The sequence below is a fragment of the Blastococcus sp. SYSU D00820 genome (genome assembly GCF_054050695.1).
In genome coordinates, this window is record NZ_JBJGZW010000001.1 from 111,126 (window position 1) to 136,365 (window position 25,240).

General features: G+C 75.4%; 23 protein-coding genes. 11 read left to right on the plus strand and 12 right to left on the minus strand.

Annotated features, from left to right (window positions below; genetic code table 11):
• Positions 1-643: 643 nt before the first annotated feature.
• The 8 genes from rpmH to ACI79R_RS00540 all read left to right on the plus strand — a co-directional run bounded on the left by rpmH (position 644) and on the right by ACI79R_RS00540 (position 6,262).
• On the plus strand, positions 644-781 hold the full coding sequence (rpmH, locus tag ACI79R_RS00505; protein WP_040338882.1) for a 50S ribosomal protein L34: 138 nt from the start codon (positions 644-646) through the stop codon (positions 779-781).
• 1 nt (position 782) lies between these two features.
• Positions 783-1,151: a ribonuclease P protein component gene (gene rnpA / locus ACI79R_RS00510; RefSeq protein ID WP_456571607.1), complete on the plus strand. Its 369-nt coding sequence runs from the start codon at positions 783-785 to the stop codon at positions 1,149-1,151.
• Positions 1,148-1,549, plus strand: a complete 402-nt coding sequence (gene yidD / locus ACI79R_RS00515; protein ID WP_456571608.1) for a membrane protein insertion efficiency factor YidD — start codon at positions 1,148-1,150, stop codon at positions 1,547-1,549. Before rnpA ends, yidD begins: the two co-directional genes overlap by 4 nt.
• Positions 1,542-2,657 carry a membrane protein insertase YidC gene (gene yidC, locus ACI79R_RS00520; RefSeq protein ID WP_456571609.1) on the plus strand — a complete coding sequence of 372 codons (1,116 nt, stop codon included), beginning with the start codon at positions 1,542-1,544 and terminating at the stop codon, positions 2,655-2,657. Before yidD ends, yidC begins: the two co-directional genes overlap by 8 nt.
• Before the next feature lie 79 nt (positions 2,658-2,736).
• Positions 2,737-3,387: a Jag family protein gene (locus tag ACI79R_RS00525; RefSeq protein WP_456571610.1), complete on the plus strand. Its 651-nt coding sequence runs from the start codon at positions 2,737-2,739 to the stop codon at positions 3,385-3,387.
• 4 nt (positions 3,388-3,391) lie between these two features.
• Positions 3,392-4,042, plus strand: coding sequence for a 16S rRNA (guanine(527)-N(7))-methyltransferase RsmG (gene rsmG, locus ACI79R_RS00530; protein WP_456571611.1), 651 nt, complete (start codon positions 3,392-3,394; stop codon positions 4,040-4,042).
• A gap of 97 nt (positions 4,043-4,139) precedes the next feature.
• Positions 4,140-5,234 (plus strand): ParA family protein, encoded by a 1,095-nt coding sequence (locus tag ACI79R_RS00535; RefSeq protein ID WP_456571612.1) that lies wholly within the window; start codon positions 4,140-4,142, stop codon positions 5,232-5,234.
• A complete protein-coding gene (locus ACI79R_RS00540) occupies positions 5,231-6,262 on the plus strand; it encodes a ParB/RepB/Spo0J family partition protein (protein ID WP_456571613.1) in 1,032 nt (343 codons plus the stop codon). Before ACI79R_RS00535 ends, ACI79R_RS00540 begins: the two co-directional genes overlap by 4 nt.
• Positions 6,263-6,315: 53 nt before the next feature.
• On the opposite strand, the gene ACI79R_RS00545 is transcribed toward ACI79R_RS00540, so the two are convergent.
• From ACI79R_RS00545 to ACI79R_RS00585, 9 genes are all read right to left on the minus strand, one after another.
• Positions 6,316-7,308, minus strand: a complete 993-nt coding sequence (locus ACI79R_RS00545) for a D-alanine--D-alanine ligase family protein (RefSeq protein WP_456571614.1) — start codon at positions 7,306-7,308, stop codon at positions 6,316-6,318.
• Complete coding sequence (locus ACI79R_RS00550; protein WP_456571615.1) at positions 7,305-8,714, minus strand: aminotransferase-like domain-containing protein; 1,410 nt, start codon at positions 8,712-8,714, stop codon at positions 7,305-7,307. Before ACI79R_RS00550 ends, ACI79R_RS00545 begins: the two co-directional genes overlap by 4 nt.
• A gap of 235 nt (positions 8,715-8,949) precedes the next feature.
• Positions 8,950-10,101 (minus strand): N-acetylmuramoyl-L-alanine amidase, encoded by a 1,152-nt coding sequence (locus ACI79R_RS00555; protein ID WP_456571616.1) that lies wholly within the window; start codon positions 10,099-10,101, stop codon positions 8,950-8,952.
• A 143-nt stretch (positions 10,102-10,244) separates the two neighbouring features.
• Positions 10,245-10,574, minus strand: a complete 330-nt coding sequence (gene trxA, locus ACI79R_RS00560; protein ID WP_456571617.1) for a thioredoxin — start codon at positions 10,572-10,574, stop codon at positions 10,245-10,247.
• A 72-nt stretch (positions 10,575-10,646) separates the two neighbouring features.
• Positions 10,647-11,669 (minus strand): thioredoxin-disulfide reductase, encoded by a 1,023-nt coding sequence (gene trxB / locus ACI79R_RS00565; RefSeq protein ID WP_456571618.1) that lies wholly within the window; start codon positions 11,667-11,669, stop codon positions 10,647-10,649.
• 55 nt (positions 11,670-11,724) lie between these two features.
• The gene (locus ACI79R_RS00570) at positions 11,725-13,332 is read right to left on the minus strand and encodes a protein kinase family protein (protein ID WP_456571619.1); all 1,608 of its coding nucleotides are present in this window, start codon (positions 13,330-13,332) and stop codon (positions 11,725-11,727) included.
• Between the two features lie 74 nt (positions 13,333-13,406).
• On the minus strand, positions 13,407-15,413 hold the full coding sequence (gene murJ, locus ACI79R_RS00575) for a murein biosynthesis integral membrane protein MurJ (protein ID WP_456571620.1): 2,007 nt from the start codon (positions 15,411-15,413) through the stop codon (positions 13,407-13,409).
• Positions 15,410-17,716: a DUF6049 family protein gene (locus ACI79R_RS00580; RefSeq protein WP_456571621.1), complete on the minus strand. Its 2,307-nt coding sequence runs from the start codon at positions 17,714-17,716 to the stop codon at positions 15,410-15,412. The genes murJ and ACI79R_RS00580 overlap by 4 nt, the downstream gene beginning before the upstream one ends.
• A 70-nt stretch (positions 17,717-17,786) precedes the next feature.
• Positions 17,787-18,263: an NUDIX hydrolase gene (locus ACI79R_RS00585; protein WP_456571622.1), complete on the minus strand. Its 477-nt coding sequence runs from the start codon at positions 18,261-18,263 to the stop codon at positions 17,787-17,789.
• A 188-nt stretch (positions 18,264-18,451) separates the two neighbouring features.
• On the opposite strand from ACI79R_RS00585, the gene ACI79R_RS00590 reads away from it, so the two are divergent.
• Positions 18,452-19,936 (plus strand): CCA tRNA nucleotidyltransferase, encoded by a 1,485-nt coding sequence (locus ACI79R_RS00590; protein WP_456571623.1) that lies wholly within the window; start codon positions 18,452-18,454, stop codon positions 19,934-19,936.
• A 107-nt stretch (positions 19,937-20,043) separates the two neighbouring features.
• The gene (locus ACI79R_RS00595; RefSeq protein WP_456571624.1) at positions 20,044-20,973 is read left to right on the plus strand and encodes a hypothetical protein; all 930 of its coding nucleotides are present in this window, start codon (positions 20,044-20,046) and stop codon (positions 20,971-20,973) included.
• Between the two features lie 33 nt (positions 20,974-21,006).
• On the opposite strand, the gene ACI79R_RS00600 is transcribed toward ACI79R_RS00595, so the two are convergent.
• Complete coding sequence (locus ACI79R_RS00600) at positions 21,007-22,290, minus strand: MFS transporter (RefSeq protein ID WP_456571625.1); 1,284 nt, start codon at positions 22,288-22,290, stop codon at positions 21,007-21,009.
• 103 nt (positions 22,291-22,393) lie between these two features.
• On the opposite strand from ACI79R_RS00600, the gene ACI79R_RS00605 reads away from it, so the two are divergent.
• Positions 22,394-23,059 carry a YqgE/AlgH family protein gene (locus tag ACI79R_RS00605; protein WP_456571626.1) on the plus strand — a complete coding sequence of 222 codons (666 nt, stop codon included), beginning with the start codon at positions 22,394-22,396 and terminating at the stop codon, positions 23,057-23,059.
• Between the two features lie 142 nt (positions 23,060-23,201).
• On the opposite strand, the gene ACI79R_RS00610 is transcribed toward ACI79R_RS00605, so the two are convergent.
• Positions 23,202-23,969 carry a hypothetical protein gene (locus ACI79R_RS00610; RefSeq protein ID WP_456571627.1) on the minus strand — a complete coding sequence of 256 codons (768 nt, stop codon included), beginning with the start codon at positions 23,967-23,969 and terminating at the stop codon, positions 23,202-23,204.
• A gap of 115 nt (positions 23,970-24,084) precedes the next feature.
• On the minus strand, positions 24,085-25,164 hold the full coding sequence (locus ACI79R_RS00615) for an inositol-3-phosphate synthase (protein WP_456571628.1): 1,080 nt from the start codon (positions 25,162-25,164) through the stop codon (positions 24,085-24,087).
• Between the last annotated feature and the right edge of the window lie 76 nt (positions 25,165-25,240).

Here is a 25,240-nt window from a genome sequence, read left to right on the forward strand (position 1 = left end):
ACCGCCGATGGGACGGGTGCCCGGCCGCGCACCCGGTGGATCCCGGGGCGTCCCCCGCTGACTCCCCCGTTGTGGACATCCGGACACACCGGTTCCACACCAGTGTCCACAGGCTGTGCACGACCGGCGGCGCGCGGCGACCGGGCCCGTGTCGGCAGGTCCGGACCGGTGCGATGTCGCTGGTCGGGGAGGGGGTCGGGCGGTCGGTCGGGCGGTGCGGCGGTCCGGGCGACCCACGGGTCGGCCCGTGCTCCGGCTCCCGGATCCGGGGGCGGAGCGACGGCGACGCTAACAGCCTCGTCCACAGGCGGGCAACGACGGTCGGCTCCGTCCCCGGCGCGTCGCCGGGCGTGTCGCGCGGCTGCGTCGGCGCGCCGTCCCCGTCCGCGACCGGTGCTGGGGGAACCTGACGAGTCGCGGTCGAACCGGCCCACCGTCCGGTTGCCGACCTCGGCTATGCTGGACCGAGTCTGTGGCCCGGCCACGGCGTCCTGGCGCGTTCTCGTGCCGGTGCGCGGTCGTGGACGGTCCCGGTCGACCAGCTTCCGGGGGCCCCGGGGCGGCACCGCCGTCCCGTCGCACCCCGCGCGTGCCCGCCCGCCGGCGGGTGTGCACCGCCGATGTCGTGTAGTGGGAGTACTCCGTGAGCAAGCGCACGTTCCAGCCGAACAACCGTCGTCGGTCCAAGACCCACGGCTTCCGGCTGCGGATGCGCACCCGTGCGGGCCGCGCGATCCTCGCCGGCCGTCGCCGCAAGGGTCGCGAGAAGCTCTCCGCCTGAGGTGTTGCCCGCGCAGGCACGCCTGCGCCGGCGTCCGGAGTTCACCGCGGTCGTCCGGTCCGGCCGCCGCGCCGGTCGGCCGACCATGGTCCTCCACTACCTCCCCGAACGCCCGGGGCCGGCACCGCAGGGTGCAGGGCCCCGGGCTGGTTTCGTGGTGGGCAAGGCCGTCGGCAACTCCGTCGTGCGGCACCGGGTGACCCGGCGGCTGCGCGCGGTGGTCGGCGCCGAGCTGTCCCGGCTGCCGGCCGAGGCCGACCTCGTGGTCCGGGCGCGCCCGGAGGCCGCGGAGGCGTCCTCGGCGGTGCTGCACCGCGACCTCGTCGCCGGTCTCGACCGGCTGCTCGCACCGCGGGTCCGCACACCGTGAGCCGGCCCCGCGGGCCGGTCGCCCGGGCGCTGCTGGCCGCCGTCGGCTTCTACTCCCGGGCCATCAGCCCGGCGCTACCGCCGCGCTGCCGCTTCGCCCCGACCTGCAGCGCCTACGCCGCGGAGGCGATCGCCGTGCACGGTGCCGCCCGCGGCACCTGGCTGGCGCTGCGCCGGATCGCGAAGTGCGCGCCGTGGCACCCCGGCGGCTGGGACCCGGTCCCTCCGCCGCGGCCGCGCCCATCCGGAACCGACACCGCCGACCGCTCGTCGGGGAGAGGGGCGCCGTCTCCGGTGCCCGCCCCCGACGCGGCCGGTCGCCCCGACCCGGCCCGGTATCCCCGAGCCACCCCGCCGGCGCAGCGCCGGCCCGCCCAGCAGGAGGCCGGCGTTGCTTGACTGGCTGTACACCGCCATCGCGTGGGTGATGAAGCAGTGGCACGCACTGTTCTCCACCTTCCTCGACCCCGCCGCCGGCATCACGTGGGCGCTGTCCATCGTGATGCTCGTCGTCACCATCCGCGTGCTGCTCTTCCGGCTGTTCATCAAGCAGGTCAAGAGCCAGCGGGCCATGCAGGAGCTCCAGCCGGAGATCCAGAAGCTGCGCAAGCAGTACGGCAGCGACAAGCAGGGCTTCAGCCAGGCGATGATGGCGCTGCAGAAGGAGCGCGGGGTCAACCCGCTGGCCGGCTGCCTGCCGATCCTGCCGCAGATCCCGGTCTTCATCGCGCTGTTCCACGTGCTGCGCCGGCTCCGGCCCGAGGGCAAGGGCCTCTACAGCTGGGACGACACGCTCACCGACCAGGCCGCCAAGGCCGAGCTGTTCGGTGCGCCGATCTCCTCGTCGTTCAACATGAGCGGCACCAAGGCCGAGCAGCTGCTCGCCCTGCCCGGGGTGACCGAGGGCGGCATCCGGATCGTCGCGCTGACGCTCATGGTGATCATGTGCGCGACGACCTTCATCACGCAGAAGCAGATCATGCGCCGCTCCGGGCCGGTCGAGGGCCAGGCCGCCATGGTGCAGAAGCTGATGCTCTACGGCATGCCGATCAGCCTGTTCATCACGGGCTTCTTCTTCCCGATCGGCGTCCTGCTCTACTGGTTCACCAACAACCTGTGGACGCTGGCCCAGCAGTTCTACATCCTGAAAAAGCTGCCCCCGCCGGGGTCGCCGGCCGCGCTGGCCAAGGCCGCCGCCGACAAGCCCGCCATCGACCCGCGCACGCTCGCCCCCAAGCCCGGCGCCAAGCCGGTGCGCACGAAGGGTGCCCGCCCGGCGGCACCGCCGGCCGGGAACGCCTCGTCCAACGGCTCGTCGTCGAACGGCACCTCCGCCGGCGGGTCCCCGCCGAGCGGGGCCTCCGCGAGCGGTGACGGCGGGAACGGCACGGGCACCAACGGCACCGTCACCAACGGCACCGGTCCGGCCGACCGCGCGCCCAGCCGGCCCGGCAGCGGCCGCGGCGGCGCCGGACCGGCCAACCGGGGCAAGCGCAAGCGCCGCTGACCCCGTTCCGGCGCCTCGCGGCGCCGCCACCGACCACCGGGGACGCCCCGGCCGCCTGCACCCATCTGGGAGGACACCCATGAGCGCCCCGCACCCCAGCCCCGCCGACACGACGGCGACCGCCGAGGCCACCTCCGACGCCGTGCTCAGCCCCGCGACCGACGCGTCGGGCGTCACCGAGCTGCCCGACAGCGGTCCGGAGGACGCCGACTCCGTCGTCGAGCCCGCCGAGACCACCGGGACCGGTGGGAAGGGTGGGGCCGGTGGGGACGACCTGCTCGTCCGCGAGGGCGACGTGGCCGGTGACTACCTCGAGCGGCTGCTCGACATCCTCGACGTGGACGGCGACATCGACCTCGACGTCGAGGGCGACCGCGCCTCGGTGGCCATCGTCGGCGGTGAGCTCGGCGACCTGGTCGGCTCCGACGGCGCCGTCCTCGAGGCGCTCCAGGAGCTGACCCGGCTGGCCGTCGCGCAGTCCACCGGGGTGCGCAGCCGGCTGATGCTCGACATCGGCGGCTACCGCGCCAAGCGCCGCGCCGACCTCACCGCGCTGGCGGGCGAGACCGCCCGCCGGGTGGCGCAGAGCGGCGCGCCGGAGCGGCTGGCGCCGATGAACCCGTTCGAGCGCAAGGTCGTCCACGACGTCATCGCCGGTGTCGCCGGCGTGCACAGCGAGTCGGAGGGCGAGGAGCCCAACCGGCGGGTCGTGGTCCTGCCCGGCTCCTGACCCGGTGAGCGACCAGGTTCTCCCCCCGGCGCCGCCGGAGGTCGCCGCCCGCGTCTTCGGGGCGGCGCTGCCGGCCGCCGAGGCCTACGTCGCCCGGCTGGCCGGCGACGGCGTGGTCCGGGGTCTCATCGGCCCCCGCGAGGTGCCGCGGCTGTGGGAGCGGCACGTGCTCAACAGCGCGGCGGTCGCCGAGGCGGTGCCCGAGGGCTCGCGGGTCGTGGACGTCGGCAGCGGGGCCGGCCTGCCCGGCATCCCGCTGGGCCTGGCCCGGCCCGACCTCCGGCTGACGCTGGTGGAGCCGATGGCCCGCCGGGTGGAGTTCCTCGAGGAGGCCGTGGCCGAGCTCGGGACGCCGTGGCGGGTCGTCCGCGGCCGGGCGGAGGAGCGCTCGGTGGTCTCCACGGTCGGGCCCGTCGACGTGGTCACCGCCCGCGCGGTGGCTCCGCTCCCCCGGCTGGTCACCTGGTGCCGCGGTCTCCTGCGCCCGGGGACGACGCTGGTCGCGCTGGTCGGTGCCCGCGCGCTGGAGGACCTGCCCGGTCTGCGCCCGGAGCTGACCGCCGCCGGGATGCGCGACATCGAGGCACGGGCCGTCGGTGCAGACCTGGGAGACGCTGCCACTACCGTGGTGGTGATGACGCGCGGGACGCGGTGACGGTCGCCCTCAGGCAGCCCGGCCCGCGTTTCACGTGGAACCCTAACTACTTCCCGGGCCCGTTCTACGTGAAACGGCCCGGCAGGAAGGACCCGCGATGACCGACCCGGGCCAGCGGCTGCGGAGCAGTCTCGCCGCCGACCAGGCGGCCGGCACCCCGGACCTGGCCGACTTCGACAGCCCCATCGCCATGGAGGCGCTGCGGGCCACCCGGGTGCTGCACGCGGCGAACCAGGAGCCGTTCCCGGCGCCGGCCCGCATCCGGGTCGTGACGATCGCCAACCAGAAGGGCGGCGTCGGCAAGACCACGTCGACGGTGAACCTGGGCGTCGCCCTGGCGCTCTACGGGTTGCGGGTGCTGGTCATCGACCTCGATCCACAGGGCAACGCCAGCACCGCCCTCGGCGTGGAGCACACCGTCGGCACGCCGTCGATCTACGACGCGCTCGTCGGTGACCGGTCGCTGGCCGAGGTGGTCCACCCGACGTCGGCCAGCCCGCACCTGCGCTGCGTGCCCGCGACGATCGACCTGGCCGGCGCCGAGATCGAGCTGGTGTCGGTGGTGGCCCGCGAGTACCGGCTGCGCCGGGCGATCGAGGGGTACCTGCAGGAGCTCCCCGAGAGCGAGCGTCCGCACTACGTGCTCATCGACTGCCCGCCGTCGCTCGGGCTGCTCACGCTCAACGCGCTGGTGGCCGGCGACGAGGTGCTCATCCCCATCCAGTGCGAGTACTACGCGCTCGAGGGGCTGGGGCAGCTGCTCAACAACATCGAGCTGGTCCGCGCGCACCTCAACCCGGGGATCGCGGTCCGGACCATCCTGCTCACGATGTACGACGGACGGACCAAGCTCGCCGACCAGGTCGCCGAGGAGGTCCGCAACCACTTCGGCGACCTCGTGCTCGACGCGGTGATCCCCCGCAACGTCCGGGTCTCGGAGGCGCCGGGCTACGGGCAGTCCGTGCTGACCTACGACCCGGGCAGCCGCGGCTCGACCAGCTACGTCGAGGCCGCCCGCGAGCTGGCCGAGCGCGGCGTCGCCCTGCCGCCGCTGACCGACACCCGGCCCACCGGCGCCCCGGCGGCGCATCCCCCGGCGGCGCCCCCCACCGACTTCCCCGGTGCGGCGTTCTCCGACACCGACGCGACCGCCCTGCCGGTCGCCCCGTCCCCTGAGGAGCGGACCCGATGAACAAGCGTGGCGGTCTCGGCCGGGGTCTCGCGGCGCTCATCCCCACCAGCGCGCCGCCAGCGGAGGCGCCGGCGGTGGCGCCGGCTCCCGCGGAGTCCGCGGCGCCCTCCCCCGACGCCCCGCCCGCCGTCCCCGCGCCGCCGGTGCACCTGCTGCCGCCGGCCGCCGAGGCCGCGGCGACGGTCGCCCGGCAGGTGGAGGAGGCCGTCGGCGTGCCGGGGGCGCAGCTGCGCGAGGTCGCCGTCGCCGACGTCGTCCCGAACCCGAAGCAGCCCCGCCAGGTCTTCGACGACGAGGCGCTGGAGGAGCTCACGCACTCGGTGCGCGAGTTCGGCCTGCTCCAGCCGATCGTCGTCCGCGAGCGGGCCGACGGCGGCTACGAGCTCATCATGGGCGAGCGCCGGCTGCGGGCGGCGCGGGCGGCGGAGCTGGAGACGGTGCCGGCGATCGTCCGGGACACCGACGACGACGCCCTGCTGCGCGACGCGCTGCTGGAGAACATCCACCGGGTCCAGCTCAACCCGCTGGAGGAGGCCGCGGCCTACCAGCAGCTGCTGGAGGAGTTCGGCGCCACCCACGAGGAGCTCGCCGGCCGGATCGGCCGCAGCCGCTCCCAGGTCACCAACACCATCAGGCTGCTGAAGCTGCCGGTGAAGGTGCAGACCCGCGTCGCCGCCGGGGTCATCTCCGCCGGGCACGCGCGGGCGCTGCTCGGTCTCCCCGACGCCGAGGCGCAGGAGGCCCTGGCCACCCGCATCGTCGCCGAGGGCATGTCGGTGCGCGCCACCGAGGAGGCGGTCGCGCTGGCCGTCGCCGAGCAGCCGGCGGCCAAGCGCCGCGCCCGGCGGATCACCGCCCCGGGGGTGGAGGACCTCGCCGGCCGGCTGTCCGACGCCTTCGAGACCAAGGTGAAGGTCCAGATCGGCCGGGCCAAGGGCCGCATCGTCGTGGAGTTCGGTTCCGTCGACGACCTGCAGCGCATCATCGGGCTGATGGCGCCGGACATCACCGGACGCCGCCCGGAGTGAAGCCGGAGGGACGCCCCGGGATTCCGTCACATCGGTAATCCCGGGGCGGTGCCTCAGCGGTCGGCGGCTGCCCGCCCCGCCAGCAGCCGGGCGAGGACGTCGCCCAGGTCGTGCCCGGCGGCCTCGACGGCCATCGGGAACATCGACGTCTCGGTCAGCCCCGGGGAGACGTTCACCTCGAGGAAGTGCACCTCGCCGTCCGGGCTGACGATCGCGTCGGTGCGGGAGAGGTCGGCCAGGCCCAGCGCCTGGTGCACCCGCACGGCGAGCTCGGCGGCGCGCTCGGCGACCTCGGGCGAGAGCCGCGCCGGCGCGTGGTACTCGGTGAGGCCGGGGGTGTAGCGGGCGGTGTAGTCGAACACGCCGGACTCCGGCGAGATCTCCACCGCCGGCAGCGCCTCCGGGCCGTCGCCGAGGTCGACGACGGCGAGCGCGAGCTCGGTGCCCTCGACGAAGCGTTCCACCATGACCGTGTCGCCGTAGGCGAAGCAGCTGACCATGGCGGCGGGGAGGTCCTCCACCCGGCTGACCTTCTGCACGCCCAGCGCCGAGCCGCCCGAGGCCGGCTTGACCATGAGCGGCAGGCCCAGCCGGGCGACGATCAGGTCGAGCACCGCACCGGCACCCAGCTCGCGGAACGTGCTGTGCGGCAGCGCCACCCAGTCGGGGGTGGTGAGGCCCCCGGTGCGGACCACGGACTTGGCGGCCGGCTTGTCCCACGCCAGCCGGCAGGCGGCCGCGGGGGACCCGACGTAGCGGACGCCGGCCAGGTCCAGGACCGCGCGCAGCGCGCCGTCCTCCCCCGTGGCGCCGTGCAGGGCGATGAAGACGGCGTCGGCCGGGGCGGCGGCCAGGCCGGGCAGCAGCTCGGCGTCAGCGTCGCGCAGCTCGGCGTCCAGCCCCACGCGGGCCAGCTCCTCGGCCACCTGGGTGCCCGAGGAGAGGCTGACGTCGCGCTCGAAGGTCAGCCCGCCGGCCAGGACGACGACCCGCAGGTGCTCGGCGCCGGTGGTCTCCTCCGCGGGGGCGGTGGTGGGCTCGCTCATGCTCGGCCGTCCTCGAATCGGTCGCTGTTGGCCGGGCCCACGATGTTCTCGGCCTCGTGGCCGGGCACGGGACGCCCCACGGCGCGGAAGGTGCCGGTGTCGACGGTGTCGAAGGTGGAGTGCAGGTCCAGCTCGGCCTCGATGACCCGGGCCAGGCGGCGCACGCCCTCGCGGATCTGGTCGGGCTCGGGGTAGCAGTAGGACAGCCGCATGTACTCGCGGCCGCTGCCGTCGGCGTAGAAGCCGATGCCCGGCACGTACGCCACGTGGGCGTTGACCGCGCGCGGCTGCATGAGCTTGGCGTCCAGGCCGTTCGGGAGCTTCAGCCAGACGTAGAAGCCGCCGTCGGGGCGGGTCCACGTGGTGCCCGGGGGCATGAGCGCGTCGAGCGACTCCAGGGCGGCGTCGCGGCGCTCGCGGTAGAGCTCGGTGAACAGCTTGATCTGCTCGCGCCAGGGCTGGGTGTCCAGGTAGCGGGCGACCGCGTACTGGGTCAGCGACGGCGGGCAGAGCACCTGCGCCTCGGTGGCCAGCACCAGCTTCTCGCGGACGGCGAGCGGCGCCAGCACCCAGCCCACCCGCAGGCCCGGCGAGAAGGTCTTGGAGAACGAGCCCAGGTAGATGACCCGCTGGGAGTTCCGCGCCCGCAGCGCCCGCATCGGCTCGTGCTCGAAGCCGAGCAGGCCGTAGGGGTTGTCCTCGATGATCAGCAGGTCGTAGCGCTCGGCCAGCTCGACGATGGCCTGGCGGCGGGGCTCGGACAGCGTGACGCCGGCCGGGTTGTGGTAGTTGGGCACCGTGTAGAGGAACTTGACCCGCTCGCCCCGGGCCCGGCACTCGAGCAGCGCCTGCTCCAGCGCCTCGGGGATCAGGCCGTCGTCGTCCATCGGCACGTGCTGGACCTGGGCCTCGGCGGCCTGGAAGACGCCCAGGGCGCCGACGTAGGACGGGCCCTCGGCGAGGATGACGTCGCCGGGATCGCAGAACACGCGGGTCACCAGGTCCAGGCCCTGCTGCGAGCCGACGGTGACGACGACCTCGCTCGGGCTGGCGTCGGTGATGCCTTCGAGGGCCATCACGTCGCAGATGCGCTCGCGCAGCCGCGGGTCACCCTGACCCGAGCCGTACTGCAGCGTCTGCGCGCCCATGCCCGACACCAGGTCGCCGATCATGGAGCCCACCGCGTCCAGCGGGAGCGCGGTGACCGCCGGCATGCCCCCGGCCAGGGAGACCACCTCGGGCCGGCTGACCACCGAGAACAGTGCGCGGATCTCCGAGGTCTTCATCCCGTGCGTGCGTGCCGCGTACCGGTCCGCCAGGGGATCCAGGCGCGGATGGCGCGGGACCACGTGCTGGTGCGGGTGCGGGGTGCCGTGCGACGGCACACCCGGCGGGAGAGAGGCCACCTGTCGAGTGTAGGGAGCCGGTCGCGCGCGGTGTCCGGGGACACGGCGGATGTGACGGACGGGTCCAGTGTCGCCGGGAGCGACCGCGCGGCGGTGGCGCGTCACCGGCCGGCGCCGCGAGTCCGACCGGGCCGCGGGTCATCCTCCCGCGGCATAGGAGGCTTCACGCACGCTTCGGGCGCGGGAACGTGCGTAAAGCCTCCTATGCCTGGCGGAGCGCAGGGTCGGCGCCGGGCTACACCTTCGCGGGGAGGACGAACGTGCCGGTCGGCGGATCGGCCTCGGCGGGCAGGAACAGCCGCTGGACGGCGGCGAGCACGGCGGCCGCCACGGTGCTGCGCAGCCGGGCGTCGAGCAGCAGCAACCGGTCCACCGGGTGGGAGAGGTAGCCGCAGTCCAGCCGCACGGCCGGCATCCGGGTCATCCGCAGCAGGTCCCAGGTCTTGGGGTGACCGCCGAGGTCGAGCATGCCGGTGCGGGCCACCACCTCGCGGCGCACCAGGTGGGCGAACTGCTCCCCCACCGTGGACGACGTCCCGGTGCCCGTGCCGTAGTAGTAGCTGGCCACCCCGCGGGCGTGCTCGGAGCCGTGCGCGTCCATGTGCAGCGAGAGGAACAGGTCGGCGCGGGCGTCGTTGGCGAACGCGGTGCGCTCGGCGGCCGACGGGTCCTGCTCGCGGCCGCGGGTCAGGTAGACGGTGGCCCCCGCGGCGGCCAGCTGCCCCTCGATGCGGGAGGCGAGGTCCAGCACGAGGTCGGCCTCGGTGGTCTCCCCCTCGGTGAAGCCGGGGTCGTCGCCGCCGTGGCCGGGGTCGATGACGATGCGCCGCCCGATCAGGTGCGGGCCGCTCTCCACCATCGAGGCGCTCTGCCGCAGCAGCTGCGGGCGTCCGCCGGTCACCTTGCGGCCGAGCTGGCGCAGCGCCCGCAGGGTCGCCGGGCCGCAGGTGCCGTCGGCGGTCAGCCCGTAGTCGCGCTGGAAGGCCCGCAGGCCGGCCTCGGTCTCGGGGCCGAGGATGCCGTCGGCCCGGCCGGCGTCGTAGCCGAGCTCGAGCAGCCGCTCCTGCAGGTTGGTGACGTCGTCGCCGCGCATCGGCCGCTCGGGGTCGTGGTGCAGCAGCCGGTCGCCCAGCGACCAGCGCGCCTCCGACAGTGCCCGGTAGGTCTCCTCGCCGACCCGGCCGTCGACCGACAGCCCGCGGACCTGCTGGAAGTGCCGGACGGCGAGCTCGGTGGCCTGGTCGTAGACCGCGTCGGCGGAGTCGCCGTCGCCCGGCCGGCCGTCGCCGTCGAGCAGCCCGAGGCTGCGCAGGGCGGCGTGGACGTCGGCGACGGCCGGGCCGCGGTCGCCCGGTCCCAGGGGGTGCATGACGCTGTCGCTTGCCATCGTCGACGATTGTCGTCCTCGTCCGGCCCCGCGGCCCACCGGGGGCACGCCCGACCGGCCCCGGACGCGTCAGGGCCCACCCGGCGGGGTGGCCGGGTGGGCCCTGGTGACGCTGCGTACTCGTCCCTCAGGGGACGGGCGACTCACTGGATGTAGTCGGACAGGTCCGAGAGGATCGCGCCCTTCGGCTTGGCGCCGATGATGCTCTTGACCGGCTTGCCGCCCTGGAACACGGTCATGGTCGGGATCGACATGACCTGGTAGTCGCGGGCGATCTGCGGGTTCTCGTCGATGTTGAGCTTGGCGATCGTGAGCTTGTCGCCGTGCTCCGCGGCGATCTCCTCGAGCACCGGGGCGACCATCTTGCACGGGCCGCACCACTCCGCCCAGAAGTCGACGAGCACGGGCTTGTCGCTGCCCAGCACGTCGTCAGCGAAGCTCGCGTCGGTCACCGTCACGGTGTTGCCTGCCATGGTCGTACTCCCTCAGAGGTCTACGGGTGTCCACCGGCTGCAACCGGTGGACGGGTGGTTCTATGCCCGCGTTCAGCGCTCGCCGAAGGTCTCGGCCAGCCAGCGCTCCGCGTCGATCGCGGCGGAGGCGCCGGTGCCGGCCGAGGTGATCGCCTGGCGGTAGATGTGGTCGACGACGTCGCCGCAGGCGAAGACCCCGTCGATGTTGGTGCGCGTGGTCGGGTGGTCGACCTGGATGTAGCCGGCGTCGTCCAGCTTCAGCTGGCCGACGAACAGCTCGCTGCGCGGGTCGTGGCCGATGGCCACGAACATGCCCGACACCGGCACGGTCTCGGTGGTGCCGGACTCCACGTCGGTCAGCTGGACGCCGTCGACGGTCTGGTCGCCGAGGACGTCGGTGACCTGCTTGCCCAGCGCCCAGCGGATCTTCTCGTTGTCCTGCGCGCGCTTCACCATGATCTTCGAGGCGCGCAGCTCCTGCCGCCGGTGCACCACCGTGACGGTCTTGGCGAACCGGGTGAGGAAGGTCGCCTCCTCCATCGCCGAGTCACCGCCGCCGACGACCACGATGTCCTGGTCGCGGAAGAAGAAGCCGTCGCAGGTCGCGCAGGCCGAGACCCCGCGGCCGAGCAGCCGCTGCTCGTTGTCCAGGCCCAGGTACCGGTACTTCGACCCGGTGGCCACGATGACCGCGTGCGCGCGGGTCACCTCGTCGCCGACCTTGACGATCTTCGGGTTGGCGGTGAGGTCGACCTCGGTGACGTCCCGGGCGACGAGCTCGGCGCCGAACCGCTCGGCCTGCGTGCGCATGTCGTCCATGAGCTGCGGGCCCTGGATGCCCTCGGCGAAGCCGGGGAAGTTCTCCACCTCGGTGGTGGTCATCAGCGCGCCGCCGAACTGGGAGCCCTCGAACACCAGCGGGTGCAGGTTGGCCCGCGCGGCGTAGATGGCCGCCGTGTACCCGGCGGGGCCCGAGCCGATGATGACCAGGTCGCGGACGCCGTCGTGCTCGGCCGGCGGGATCGCCGGGTGCTGCACCTCGTCGGTCACCGCGGGGCCGGGCGTGGGCTGGTGGTCGTTCGTCACGGGCGGCACAACGAGGATCGTAGGTGCCAGATTCCCGCGCCAGCACCCCTGGCGCCCCCGCGGGTCAGCCGGCCGGCTGGAGGGCGATCTCGGCGAGGTCGCCGGCGAAGCCGCCCTCGCTGGGCACCAGCTCGGTGATCCACACCAGCACGTAGCGGGCGGTGACCGGCTCCGGGAAGGTCAGCTCGGCGGTGCCGTCGACGGTGCCGGAGGCGGCCACCGGGTAGCTGTCGACGTCGCCGTCGGCGAGGTCGCCCGTGCGCACCTCGACGCTGATGCCCGGCGTGTTCGTGGTGATCGTGACCCCGGCCAGGGCGGTGGGGTCGCCGAGGTCGTAGCGCACCCCCATGCCGTCCTTCAGACCGCCGAAGTCGGGCCGGTTGAAGTAGTCGACCGTCGACCAGGCGGTGGCGGGGTCGCCGTCGAAGGAGGCCGGGACGTCCTCGGGGTTGTCCGCGCCGTCGCCCTCGGGGTCGACCAGCTCGGCGCCGACGATGGTGGCGGCCGGGGCGTCGCCGGGAGCCGGCTCGGCGGTCTCGGGCGCCTGTGCCGGGACCGAGGAGGACGGCGGCGTCGAGCCGGTGCCGTCGCCGTCGACGGAGTCGGCGACGGAGAGCAGGTTGCTGCCCACCCACCAGGCCAGCAGCACCACGACGACGAGGGCGGCCAGCGGCAGCCCGACGACCAGCAGCTTGCGGCGGCCGGGGGTGGCCTCCTCCTCGTCGCCGGCGGGGGCGGAGCCGTCGTCCTCGTCGTCCAGCGGCAGCAGCTCCTCGCCCGCGCGGGCCGGCGGGACCGGTGGCAGCGCCGCGGGGTCCAGCCGGCGCGGGCCACCGCCGGCCTGGGTGGGGGCGGGGTCGTCGTCGACGGGGGCGTCCCCGCGGTCGTCGTCCTCGGCGCGCTCCCGCAGCCGGCGCAGCCAGCCGCTGTCGCTCTCGCCGGTGCCGCGGACCGGCTGGGCGGCGTAGGTGGAGGCGCTGCGCGGCCGCTCGGCCAGCAGCGCGGCCATGGCGGCGGCGCTGGCCAGCCCGGTGCCGGGCTCGCTGGACCGGGCCCGGCGCACGAGCGCGGCGAGGTCGGGCTGGACGATGGCCGGCGGCCGGCCGGCGGTGCCGCCCGGCCGGTGACCGGTGAGGCAGCCCTCCAGCAGCTCGCCCAGCGCGGCGATGTCGCCCTGCATCGTTCCGCTGGCGGCGGGCACGGCGCGCAGCCCGACCAGGCCGTTGGGGCGCAGGACGACGGTGTCGGGCGACAGCCCGCCCACGGCCAGGCCCACGCGGTGCGCCTCGGCGACGCCCTCGGCCAGCCGGCGCAGCACGGTGCGCGCCTCGCGCTCGTCCATGGGGCCGGCGGCCAGCCGCTCGGCGAGCGTCTGGCCCTCGATCCACTCGTTGACCACGTAGGCGGCCGACGCGGCGTCCCCCGTGCCCTCGGCGGCGTCGTAGACCATCGCCAGCGCCGGCGTGGCCAGCCCGCCGGCGGTCAGCGCCCGGGCGATCCAGTCACGGGCGGCCGGCCCCCCGGGGGTGTGCACCCGGATGGCGACGTCGCGGTTGAGCACGCGGTCCTTGGCCCGCCAGCAGCGGATGACGCCGGTGGCGGTGGTCTCCTCGGGGCCGACCTCGTCGAGCGGGCGGTAGCGGTCGGGGAGCCCGGTGATCGTGGAGGTCATCGCCGCCTCCTTCTCCCCAGCTCTCCGGCGGCCCGGATGCCCCGGCCCGGGTGCCGCCGCGGGCGGTGGGGGCGTCACCGGCGTCCTCCCCGGGCCCTGACCGAGGCCAGGAGCCCGGTGACCTCCGGGACGCGGGCGACGACGGACCCGCCCAGGGCCGCGACACCGATGACCACCGTACCGATGAGCAGGGTGCCGAGCGACCCCGCCAGCGAGGTGCCCAGCGCGTCGTCACAGAGGCGGACCACCACCCAGCCGACCAGCGCAGCGGCGGCCGACGCGGCTGTGACCCGCACCACCGGCCCCAGCGTCGCGCCGGTGTCGAGGGCGCCGAGCCGGCGGGTGAGCGCCACGTGGCCCAGCACCCACCCGGCCACGTAGGTCAGGCTCGTGACGAGCATCAGCCCCGCGACGACGTACTCGGCGTCGACGACGGCGGGCACCAGGAGCAGCAGCGGCACCCGGACGGCGACCATGCCGATCTGGATCAGCGTCGGCGTCCGCGCGTCCTTGGTGGCGTAGAAGACCCGCAGCTGCAGGAGCGTCACCGCCATCGGGAGCAGGCCGAAGGCGCCGACGGCGAGGGCGACGCCGATGCCGCGCGCGTCGGCCACCGAGGTGTTGCCGCGGGCGAAGGCGACGGTGGCCAGCGCCGGCCCCAGCACGGACAGCACGGCGGTCACCGGCAGCAGCCCGAGCGCCGACAGCCGGGTGCCCAGCGAGAGGTCGCGGACGACCCCGGGGACGTCGTCGCGGGCGGCGGCGCGGCTCATCCGCGGCAGCAGCGCGGTCAGCAGGGCGACGCCGATGATCCCGTAGGGCATCTGGAACAGCAGGCTCGCGATGGCGAAGGCGCTGGAGCCCAGCTCGCCCTCGCGGCCGGCGGCGTTGGCGGTGCGGGTGGCGACGGCGACGCCGACCGCGCTGACCGCCGAGTAGGCGATCACCCACAGCCCCAGCGAGCCGGCCTCGCGCAGCCCCGTCCGTCGCAGGCTCCAGCGCGGCCGCAGCGGCACGCCGGCGCGGCGCAGCAGCGGCAGCAGCACGACCGCCTGCAGCGCGATGCCGAGCGTCGTCCCCCCGCCGAGCAGCCAGACCTGCCCGGGGGTGATCGTCGCCGGGGTGAGGCCGCCCGGACCCGCGGAGGCGACGAACAGGAAGCCGGTCGCGATCACCACGAGGTTGTTGAGCACCGGCGCCCAGGCCGGGGGCCCGAAGACGCCGCGGGAGTTGAGGATCGCGGTGGCCAGCGCCCCGATGCCGTAGAAGACGATCTCCACCAGCAGGATCCGGGCCAGCCAGTTGGCCAGCCGCACCTGCTCGGGGTCGCCCTCGATGCCGTACAGCCGGGTGAGCAGGGGCGCGGCGAGGACGGCGAGCGCGGTGACCCCGACCAGGCCGACCACCGCGATCGTCGACAACCGCTGGACGTAGGCCACGCCGCCGTCCCGGTCCCGCTCCTGGGCGTGCACGAACAGCGGCACGATGACCGAGGTCAGGACCCCGCCCAGCAGCAGCTCGTAGACGATGTTGGGCAGCGTGTTGGCGGTGTTGTACGCGTCGTTGACCAGGCCGACGCCGAGCGCCGCCGCGAGCACCATCGTGCGCAGCAGGCCGGTGACGCGGGAGACCAGCGTCGCGACCGCCATCGTGCCGGCGGCCCGGAGGATGCCGCGGCTGGCGCCGGGGGCGCCGTCGCGCTGCTCGACCTCCTCGTCGGTCTCGTCGGTGGCCGGCACCGGCGGGAGGACGGGGATGAGCTGGGTGTCGTCGGGCCCGGGCAGCCAGCGGTTGCGCGGCGGGGGCGGCGGAACCGGCGGCAGCGGCCGGGCGCGGGGGACGGCGGGCGGCTCGGCGGGGGCGTGCTGGATCGGCTCACGGCGCACCGGCGGGGGTGGCGGCGGAACGGGCGGCCGCCCGCCGCTGGGCGGACCGGCCGCCGGCGGTGGCGCCGGCGCGAACGGGTAGGGCGGCGGGGGCAGCGGGCTGCGGGTGGCCCGCCGTCCACCCGGGGACCGGTCGGACCCGTCGGTCCGGGGGCCGGCCGGGGGGACGGGGGGCAGCGGGCGCTCGGCGCTCACACGGGGCTCCGGGTGGGCGGCAGCGGCACGGCGGCGCCCTCGGGCGGGACGGAGCGGTCCTCCTCGTCCCCGGGGGTGCCGCGCCGGCGGCGCAGCACGAAGAGGACCAGCCGGCGCAGGAAGAGCAGCCCCAGCAGGGCGGCGGCGCCGATCGTGATGATCAGCGAGATGACGCCGTAGGCGGTGCTGGTGACCTGCAGCTCGACCGGGGAGCCGAGCGCGCCGCCGTCGGGCGTGGTGATGGTCGCGGTGACCCCGAACCGGCCGGACTGGCGCACCTCGGTGGGCACCTGGAGCACGGTGCGCTCCCCCGGCGCCAGTTCCTGCGCGCCGATGTCGGCCACGGTCAGGCCCACGTTGCCGCGGGTGCGCACGTCCAGCAGCACGCGCACCGCGAACGGCAGGTCGTTGCGGACGGTGAGCACCAGCGGCGCGTCGCTCGACGCGAGGCTGTAGGTGCCGTCGGCCGGGGCGAGCAGCGTGACCGCGCCCCGCAGCTCCGTCAGGGCGCGCCGCAGGTCGGCCGCGGCGGCCCGGGCGCCGTCGGGATCGTCCTGCCGGGCCAGCGAGGTCGCCCGGGCGACCGCGGCGTCCTGCGGGGCCAGGGCGACGGCCGGGTCGCCGACCACGGCGCCGGCGATGTCGTCCCGCACGGCCAGCGCGGCGGTGACGTCGGCCAGGGCCGCACCGTCCAGCGCCGGCTCCCCGGGCTCGGCCAGGCCGCCGGTGTCGGCGGCCGGCGCGGACAGCAGGTCGGCGAGGGTCGCCGAGCGCAGCCCGGGGAGCTGCACGGTGGCGCCGATCATGGCGGCGGCGCCGGCGGGGTCGACGTCCAGCCCGCGGGGCGGGGCGACCAGGACGCTCTGGACGGCGACCGGGTCGGTCGCGCCCCGGGCGGCCACGAGCGCCAGCTCGGCGAGGTAGCGCTGCCCGGCGATCCGGGCGCCGCCGGCCGCGCTGTCGGCCCCGGCCACCACCTGGGCCAGGCCGCTGTCGGCGACCAGCGCGGCCGTGCCGGTGCCCGCGACGTCGCTGCGCGCGGTGGCGGGGGTGCCGTCCAGGCCGAGCGCGCGGTCGCCGTCGGCCAGGCCGGAGGAGGGCACGACGACGGTGTCCACGCCGCCGTCGGCGAGCACCTGGAGGGTCTCGGGGCGCAGCCCGCCCGCCCCGGGCCAGGCGACGTCGGTGCGCGGCTCGACGCCGAGGGCGTCGCGGAGGATGCGCGCACCGGCGCCCGCCTCGGCGCCGTCCTCGTCCTCGGCGCCGCCGGCGGGCGGCGCCTGGCCGTCGGTCGCGGGCCGGGCCTGGGCCGTTCCGCCGGCCGGGAGCGCGCGGCTCACGACGGCGCCCAGGCCCGCGGCCACGAGGCCGTCGACGTCGACGTCGCCGTAGGGCAGGGCGAGCACCGGGTGCTCGGCGGCGGCCGCGGACAGCCGCTCGAGGAAGGCCGCGGCGTCCTCGGTGCCCGTGCCCTCGCCCTCGCCCACGGCGTAGGGGCCCGCGGCCATGACGGTGAGCTCCTCGACCAGCGCCGGGTCGACGGCGAGCGTCACCCGGGCGGCCGGCGTCCCGGTCGGCTGCCCGTCGGGCAGGACGCCGTCCGGGATGCGCTCGACGGCGGCCAGGGCGCGGTCCAGCCGGCCGCCGGAGGTGACGGCCTCGGCCAGGCCGTCGTCGACGAACTCGCCCTCGGCGTCGCGGTGCGACGGCTCGGTGATCGGCCAGAGCCAGGCCACGGAGGTGCCGGTCAGCGGCGGCGCGGACTGCTGGACGACGTAGGTGGCCAGCTCGCCGATCCGGCTCTGCCCGCCGCCGTCGGTGGTGCCGTTGAGGTTGAGCAGCACCGGGTAGACGCCGTCACCGCCGAGCTGCAGGTCGGTGGTGGTGGTCGTGTAGGAGAACTCCCTGGTGTCGCCGGGGGCCAGCGTGCCGGCGAGCGGCTGGAAGTCCGCCGCGACGGTGGTCGCCGGATCGGGGTCGCTGTCGGCGGCCAGCAGGGCGCGGCGGGTGCCGAAGGCCTCCCCGCGCTGCAGCCGGACGGTGAGGTCGGCGAGGGTCTCGTCGCCGGTGTTGGTGAGGGTGCCGGCCAGCGTGATCGCCGCGCCGGGGGTGACGGTGGCGGGGTCCAGCCGGGTGATCTCGATGCGCACCGGGCGGTCGGCGGCGTCGTCCTCGCTGGTCCCGTCGCCGGGCGCGGCCGCCGCCGGGGAGGGCAGCACCAGCAGTGGGACGGCGAGCAGCGCGGCCAGCAGCGCGCGGAGGAGGGCCGGGGCGGCGTCGGCCGTGGCGCGGGGTCGGCTCACGACACCTCCTCGCCGGCGCTCGTCGTCCCGGGGCTCGGGGCGGTGCCTGTGCGGGAGGTCGCCGGCCGGCTCACGCGCTGTCGGCGAGCAGTGCCGGCGCACGCTCGACGAGCGCTCGCTCGTCGGCGTAGGCGAGCCGGGCGCTCAGCTCGTCGAGCGGGACCCAGGCGACCTCGGTGACCTCGATGTCGGCGTCGGAGAGCGCACCGCCGATGGCCCGCAGCAGGAAGTGGTGCACCGTCTTGTGCACCCGCCGGCCGTCGGCGACGAACCAGAAGTCGATGATCCCGAGCGGGGCGAGGACCTCGCCGATGATGCCGGTCTCCTCGGCGACCTCCCGGACGGCGGTGTCCTCGGGGGTCTCGCCCTCCTCGATGTGCCCCTTGGGCAGCGACCAGAGGAGGCGGCCGCGGCGGTCGGTGCGGCCGATCAGGGCAGCACGGGGCCCGTGCACACCGTCGTCGGCGACCACCAGGCCCCCGGCGGAGGTCTCGTCGACCCGGCGCAACCGGCGGCCGGGGCGTCCGCGCCCGCCCGTCCCAGCCATGTCAGGAGGGTAGCGCGCGGACGGGAAGACCTCAGGGAGCGCGGACACAGCCGCGCTGCGGGACGGAGGACCCCGCTGCCCTCACCGCGCACGAGCCCGCGGCGCCCCCTGCAGCGGGGCCGCGTCCGGCGCGTCCGGTGGAGCCGGCGCCCGGGGGCGGCACGGTCCGTCGCCTACTCTGGCTCGTCGTGTCCGCCGTCCCCCCGAGCCGTCCCCCGGTCGAGCCCGTGCCGCCCGCCGTCCAGCAGACCGTGCGGGAGCTGGTCGACGTCTCCCCGGTGCTGGGCGAGCTGGGCGAGCGTTTCGGGGCCGCGGGGTTCGAGGCGCACCTGGTGGGCGGGTCGGTGCGGGACGCGCTGCTGTCGGCCGCCGGCCCCGGCGGTCCGTCCGTCCCCGGTGACCTCGACGTGACCACCGACGCCCGGCCGGAGCAGGTGCTGGAGCTGCTGCGCGGCTGGGCCGGTTCCACGTGGAACCAGGGGATCGCCTTCGGCACGGTGGGCGCGGAGATCCGCGGCGTCCGCGTCGAGATCACCACCTTCCGGGCCGACCGCTACGACCGCGAGTCGCGCAACCCCGAGGTCGCCTGGGGCACCTCGCTGGTCGACGACCTGGCCCGGCGCGACTTCACGGTCAACGCGATGGCCGTGTCGCTGGGCCCCGACCGGACGGTGACCGACCCCTTCGGCGGCCTGGGCGACCTGCTGGTGAAGCGGCTGCGCACGCCGGGGGCGGCCGAGGACTCCTTTGCCGACGACCCGCTGCGGATGCTGCGCGCCGTCCGGTTCGTCGCCCAGCTCGGGCTCACGCCCGACCCCGAGGTGGTCGCCGCCATGACCTCCCTCGCCGGGGAGCTGGGCCGGATCACCGCCGAGCGGGTGCAGATGGAGCTGTCGAAGACGCTGCTGCAGGACTCCCCGCGCGCGGCGCTGGAGCTGTTCGTGGCCACCGGGCTGGCCGACGTCGTCCTGCCGGAGCTGTCCGCGCTGCGGATGGAGATCGACGAGCACCACCAGCACAAGGACGTCTACGCCCACTCGCTGACCGTGCTCGACCAGGCGATCGCCCTGGAGAAGGCCGACCCGGACGCGCCGTCGCCCGACCTGGTGCTCCGGCTGGCGGCGCTGCTGCACGACATCGGCAAGCCGGCGACCCGCCGGCACGAGCCGCGCGGGCGGGTCTCCTTCCACCACCACGAGGTGGTGGGCGCGAAGCTGGTGCGCAAGCGGCTGACCGCGCTGCGCTATCCCAAGGAGGTCGTCGAGGACGTCTCCCGGCTGACCTTCCTGCACCTGCGCTTCCACGGCTACGGCCGCGGCGAGTGGACCGACTCGGCGGTGCGCCGCTACGTCACCGACGCCGGCGACCTGCTGTCGCGGCTGCACAAGCTCGTGCGGTCGGACTGCACGACCCGCAACAAGCGCCGGGCCGCGGCGCTGTCGGCGACCTACGACTCGCTCGAGCAGCGGATCGCCGAGCTGTCCGCGGCCGAGGACCTCGCGCGCGTGCGCCCCGACCTCGACGGCAACGCGATCATGGAGATCCTCGGGATCGGCCCCGGCCGCGAGGTGGGCGAGGCGTGGCGCTTCCTCAAGGACCTGCGGCTCGAGCGCGGGCCGCTGGCGCCGGAGGAAGCCGAGGAGGAGCTGCGCCGCTGGTGGTCCACCCGCTAGTCGGAGTGGAGTGCCACGGCGCGGAAAACGCTCCCCTGCCACTCCACTGGACGAGCGGGCCTGTGGACAACCGCAGATGAGCCGGTCGCGGGCGCCACGCTGACCGCATGCGAGATGCCGGCCCGTCCGTCGCCCACCGGCGCGACCTGCAGCGGCTGGGCGTGGACAAGGACCGGATCCGGCGGGCCGTGCGCTCCGGGCGGTGGCAGGAGCCCGTGCCCGGGGTCGTCGTCCTGCACTCGGGGGCGCTGACCCGCCGGGAGCGCCTGCTGACCGCCCTGGCGTGGGCCGGCCCCGAGTCGCGGCTGTCGCACACCAGCGCGCTGCTGCTCCTCGGCGCCCGCGTGACCGAGCCGCTGGCCCGCAGCCGCGTCGCCGGGGTGCGCGGGCACTACCTCGAGCCGCCGGACGCGGGGCTGGTGCAGGTGACCGCGCCGCACGGCCGGCACCTGGAGTCCGTGGGCTTCGTCGTCGTCCACCAGACCCGCCGGCCGATGGGCGACCTCGTCGTGGCCGGCCTGCGCACCACGTCCGCGGCCCGGGCGGCCGTGGACGTCGGGATCAGCGCACCCCGGCGGCAGGACGTCGACCACGTCGTCGCCGAGGTGCTGCAGAGGGACCTGGCGCACGTCGACGCACTGGCCGCCGAGGTGCGCGCCGCGGGTCGGCGGGCGGGTCCGTGGGTGCGCGCCGCGGTGACGGACGCGGCCCGGGGCATGCGCTCCGTCGGAGAGGCCGACCTGCGCCGGGTGATCGTGCTGTGCGGGCTGCCCGAGCCCGAGTGGGGCGCACCGGTGGAGACCGCGGCCGGCGCCTACCACCTCGACGCCTACTGGCCCGACCGGCGGGTGGGCGCCGAGGCCGACGGTGCGGCCTTCCACCTCTCCGCGGCCGACTGGGAGCACGACGTCCGCCGCCAGAACGCCGTCCAGGCGACGGGGATCCGGCTCATGCGGTTCCCGGTCCGGCGGCTGCGGGAGGAGGCACTGCGCTGCGGAGGCGAGCTCGCGGCGGCACTCGGGGTCCCAGTGGAGTGAGAGGGGCGCGTTTTCCGCGCCGTGGCACTCCAGTCAGTGGGAACGGGTGGTGAGCGCGTACCCCGCCGCCCCCGCCAGGTAGACCACCGCGATCGCGGCCAGCATCCCGGGCGAGACCCCCGACGGCGGCAGCAGCACCGCCGCGACCACCAGCGCGAGCACGAAGCTCACGTTGAACAGGGTGTCGTGGACGGCGAACACCCGGCCGATGTGGTCGTCGTCGATCGACTCCTGCAGCGTGGTGTCCACGCAGATCTTCACCGCCTGCCCGACGAAGCCGAGCACGAACCCGGCGGCCACGACCGTCGGGGGGATGAACGGCAGCCCCAGCGCCAGCTGGGCCACCCCGCCGCCGGCGAGCAGGCCGGTGATCCAGCGCGGCTTGCCGATCCGCCGCACGACCCACGGGGTGACCGCCGCGGCCAGCAGCGTGCCCACGGCCCCCGCGGCGAGCACCTGCCCCAGCCCGACCAGGCCGGTGGGGAAGAAGGCCCCCCACGACGGGAAGGTGTTCCGGTAGAGCAGCAGCGTCATCAGGCTGAGGAAGCCGTAGCAGAGCCGGTGCACGCTGATCGCGGCCAGCGCCGCGGCGACGGGTGGCATCCGCACGGCATGGCGCGCCCCGGAGACCATGCCGGCGAGCACCTCCGCCACCGACAGGCGCGCCGAGCGGCGCATGTGGTCGGGGCCGAGGTACCGGCGGTCGAAGCCCGCCACGACCGCCGAGGCGGCCAGGTAGGGCAGGGCCGCGCACAGCGCCACGAGGGCGTACGCGGCGTCGCCCGAGCCACCCACCTGGACCACGCCGACCGCCGCGCCGCCGCCGATCACCGTGGCCACCGAGCCGGCCGTCGTCGACAGCGCGTTGGCCGACACCAGCGACGGCTCGTCGGTGGTGTGCGGCAGCCCGGCCGACAGCGCCGACAGCACGAACCGGTTGACGCCGAACACCAGCAGCCCGGCCAGGTAGAACCCGGGACCGGACACCCCCGCGGCGATCAGCGCGGCCACCAGGCCGACCAGCAGGCTGCGCAGCACGTTGGCCCGCAGCAGCACCTGGCGGCGGCTCCAGCGGTCCAGCCACACGCCGGCGAACGGGCCGACCAGCGAGTAGGGCAGCAGCAGGACGGCGAACCCCGCGGCGACGGCGACCGGGTCGGCCGCCCGCTGCGGGTTGAACAGGACGGTGCCGGCCAGCGCGGCCTGGAAGACGCCGTCGCCGAACTGGGAGAGCAGCCGGGTGGCCAGCAGCCGGCGGAAGTCCCCCCGCACCAGCAGGTGCCGGACGGTGGTCGGCGCCGGCTGCACGGCGGTCACCCTACGGTTCGGTCTCCCCCGCGTCGGGTCACGGCCTGCCGGGCGGCTTCCGGCGGGGGGCTCGACCCGCCTGCACGCCGCCGGGTGGGGCACACTGGGTGCGATGAATCCGGTGCCCTCGTCGCCCGATCCCGAGTTCGGCCCCCAGGCGCGGCCGACCACGGGACGGCGTCGCGCTGACGCGGTCCCGCCGCTGTCGATCGGCACCGTCGACGACGTCCGCCCCGGCTCCCTGCTGGTCGCCATGCCGTCGCTGACCGATCCGACGTTCGCCGGCACCGTCGTCTACGTGCTCGACCACAACGACACCGGCACCCTGGGCGTGGTGCTCGGCCGGCCCAGCCAGGTCGAGATCCGCGACGTGCTGCCCGGCTGGTGCGACCTCGCCGTCGAGCCCGGCGTGTTCCACGTCGGCGGCCCCTGCGAGACCGACACCGCGCTGTGCCTGGCCACCTGCCGGGCCGCGGACGCCGAGCCCGAGGGGCTGCGGCGGGTCGCCGGCGACGTCCACCTGGTCGACCTCGACGCCGACCCGGTCGCCCTGGAGGGCCGGCTCACCGGGCTGCGCGTCTTCGCCGGGTACGCCGGCTGGTCGCCGGGCCAGCTGGCCGGGGAGATCGCCGAGGGTGCGTGGGCCTGCGTGCCCGGCCGTCCGGACGACGTCCTCAGCGACCTGGCCGGGCCGCAGCTGTGGCGCCGGGTCATGGGCCGGCAGAGCGGCCGGCTGGCCGTGCTGTCCACGGCGCCGGCCGACCCGTCCGCCAACTGAGGAAAGTGCCCCCGACCCCGATCGGGGCAGCCGGTGCCCCGGTGACGGGTGTTCCGTCCGGGGGAGCGCCGCACGCCGACATCTGGTAGGAAGGACGTCGGGAAGGGGCGGTCTGGGGAAGAGGCCGCCCCTTCCCGCATGTTCAGACCCCGACCGCCGCCGCGACCTCCGGGTGCGCCGCCGCGTCGACGCTCTCCTCGTCCGCCGGGGGCGTGATCTCCCGCTCGCCGTGGTCGCTCAGCGACACCGTGACGTCGAAGTCCTCGTCGGCCAGCCGGGTCAGGTACTGCACCAGCAGCTCGCTGGAGCTGTCGACGGCGACCTGCCAGCCGGCCGGTGAGCCGAACACCGTGGTGAGCTCGCCGTCGATCGAGCGCTGGCCCTCCCACGTGTAGTCGCCCCCGCGGAAGGCGGCCGGGTCGTCGGCCTCCTCGGCGGCGAGGTTGAGCACCAGCAGCACGAGGACGTCGGTCAGCGGCGGCTGCTCCCCGTCGGCGGCACTGGGCCGGCGCACGTACGCGGCCTCCGGGAGCCCGCTGGCGGCCAGCGCCTCGGTCAGCCCGGGCACGTCGCCGAACCACAGCTGGTCCCGCGTGAAGAAGACGGTGCGGACGTCGTCGGCCCGGCCGTCGCCGTAGCTGGTGACGGCCTGGGCCCGCCCCGCACCGCCGGTGAAGTCGACCTCGCCGGTCAGGGTGAGCAGCGCGCCCTCCTGGTACGGCGCGGTGACCAGGAAGTCGGCGCCGCCCTCCTCGGCGTTGCGGGCGAGCAGCCCGGCGAGCAGGGCGGCCTCGTCCTCGGTGACCGGGTCACCGGCCTCCCGGTCGCCCTCGCCCCCGCTCGAGCAGCCGGCCAGCAGCGCCAGCACCAGCCCGACGACGAGCACGAGCAGGCGACGGCGGCGCGGCATGCCGGTCAGCGTAGGCAGCGGGTGGGGGCCGGAGCGGCCCCCACGCGCCGGTGGGACGCGACAGGGCCCGCCCCCGGGTGGGAGCGGGCCCTGTCGCGTCAGGTGCAGGAGCGGGTCAGCGCTCGACGTCGCCCTTGATGAAGGCCTCGACGAGGTCGCGGGCCTCGCTGTCGCGGTACTGCACCGGCGGGCTCTTCATGAAGTACGACGACGCGGAGAGGATCGGGCCGCCGATGCCGCGGTCCTTGGCGATCTTCGCGGCGCGCACGGCGTCGATGATGATGCCGGCCGAGTTCGGGGAGTCCCAGACCTCGAGCTTGTACTCCAGGCTCAGCGGGACGTCGCCGAACGCGCGGCCCTCGAGCCGGACGTAGGCCCACTTGCGGTCCGACAGCCACGGCACGTGGTCCGACGGGCCGATGTGCACGTTGTCCTTGCCCATGTCCCGGTCGACCTGGCTGGTGACGGCCTGGGTCTTGGAGATCTTCTTGGACTCCAGGCGCTCGCGCTCGAGCATGTTCTTGAAGTCCATGTTGCCGCCGACGTTGAGCTGCATCGTGCGGTCGAGCTGGACGCCGCGGTCCTCGAACAGCTTGGCGAGCACCCGGTGGGTGATGGTCGCGCCGACCTGGCTCTTGATGTCGTCGCCCACGATCGGCACCCCGGCGGCGGTGAACTTGTCCGCCCACTCCTTGGTGCCGGCGATGAAGACCGGCAGCGCGTTGACGAACGCGACGCCGGCGTCGATCGCGGCCTGCGCGTAGAACTCCGCGGCCTCCTGCGAGCCGACGGGCAGGTAGCAGACGAGGACGTCGGCACCGGACTCGCGCAGCGCGGCCACGACGTCGACCGGCTCGTCGTCGGACTCCTCGATCGTCTCCCGGTAGTACTTGCCCAGGCCGTCGAGGGTGGTGCCGCGCTGGACGGGCACGCCGAGCGGCGGGACGTCGCAGATCTTGATGGTGTTGTTCTCGCTGGCGACGATGGCCTCGGAGAGGTCGCGGCCGACCTTCTTGGCGTCGACGTCGAAGGCGGCGACGAACTCGATGTCGGACACGTGGTACTCGCCGAAGCGCACGTGCATGAGACCCGGGACCGACGAGGTCTCGTCGGCGTCCCGGTAGTAGTGCACACCCTGCACCAGCGATGCGGCGCAGTTGCCGACGCCGACGATGGCGACCTTGACGGCTCCCATGGACTCTCCTCCTCGCGGACCCCGGGGGGTCCTCCGGTGCGGCCGCCGGGGCGGTCCGCGGTGTGACGCGGGTACG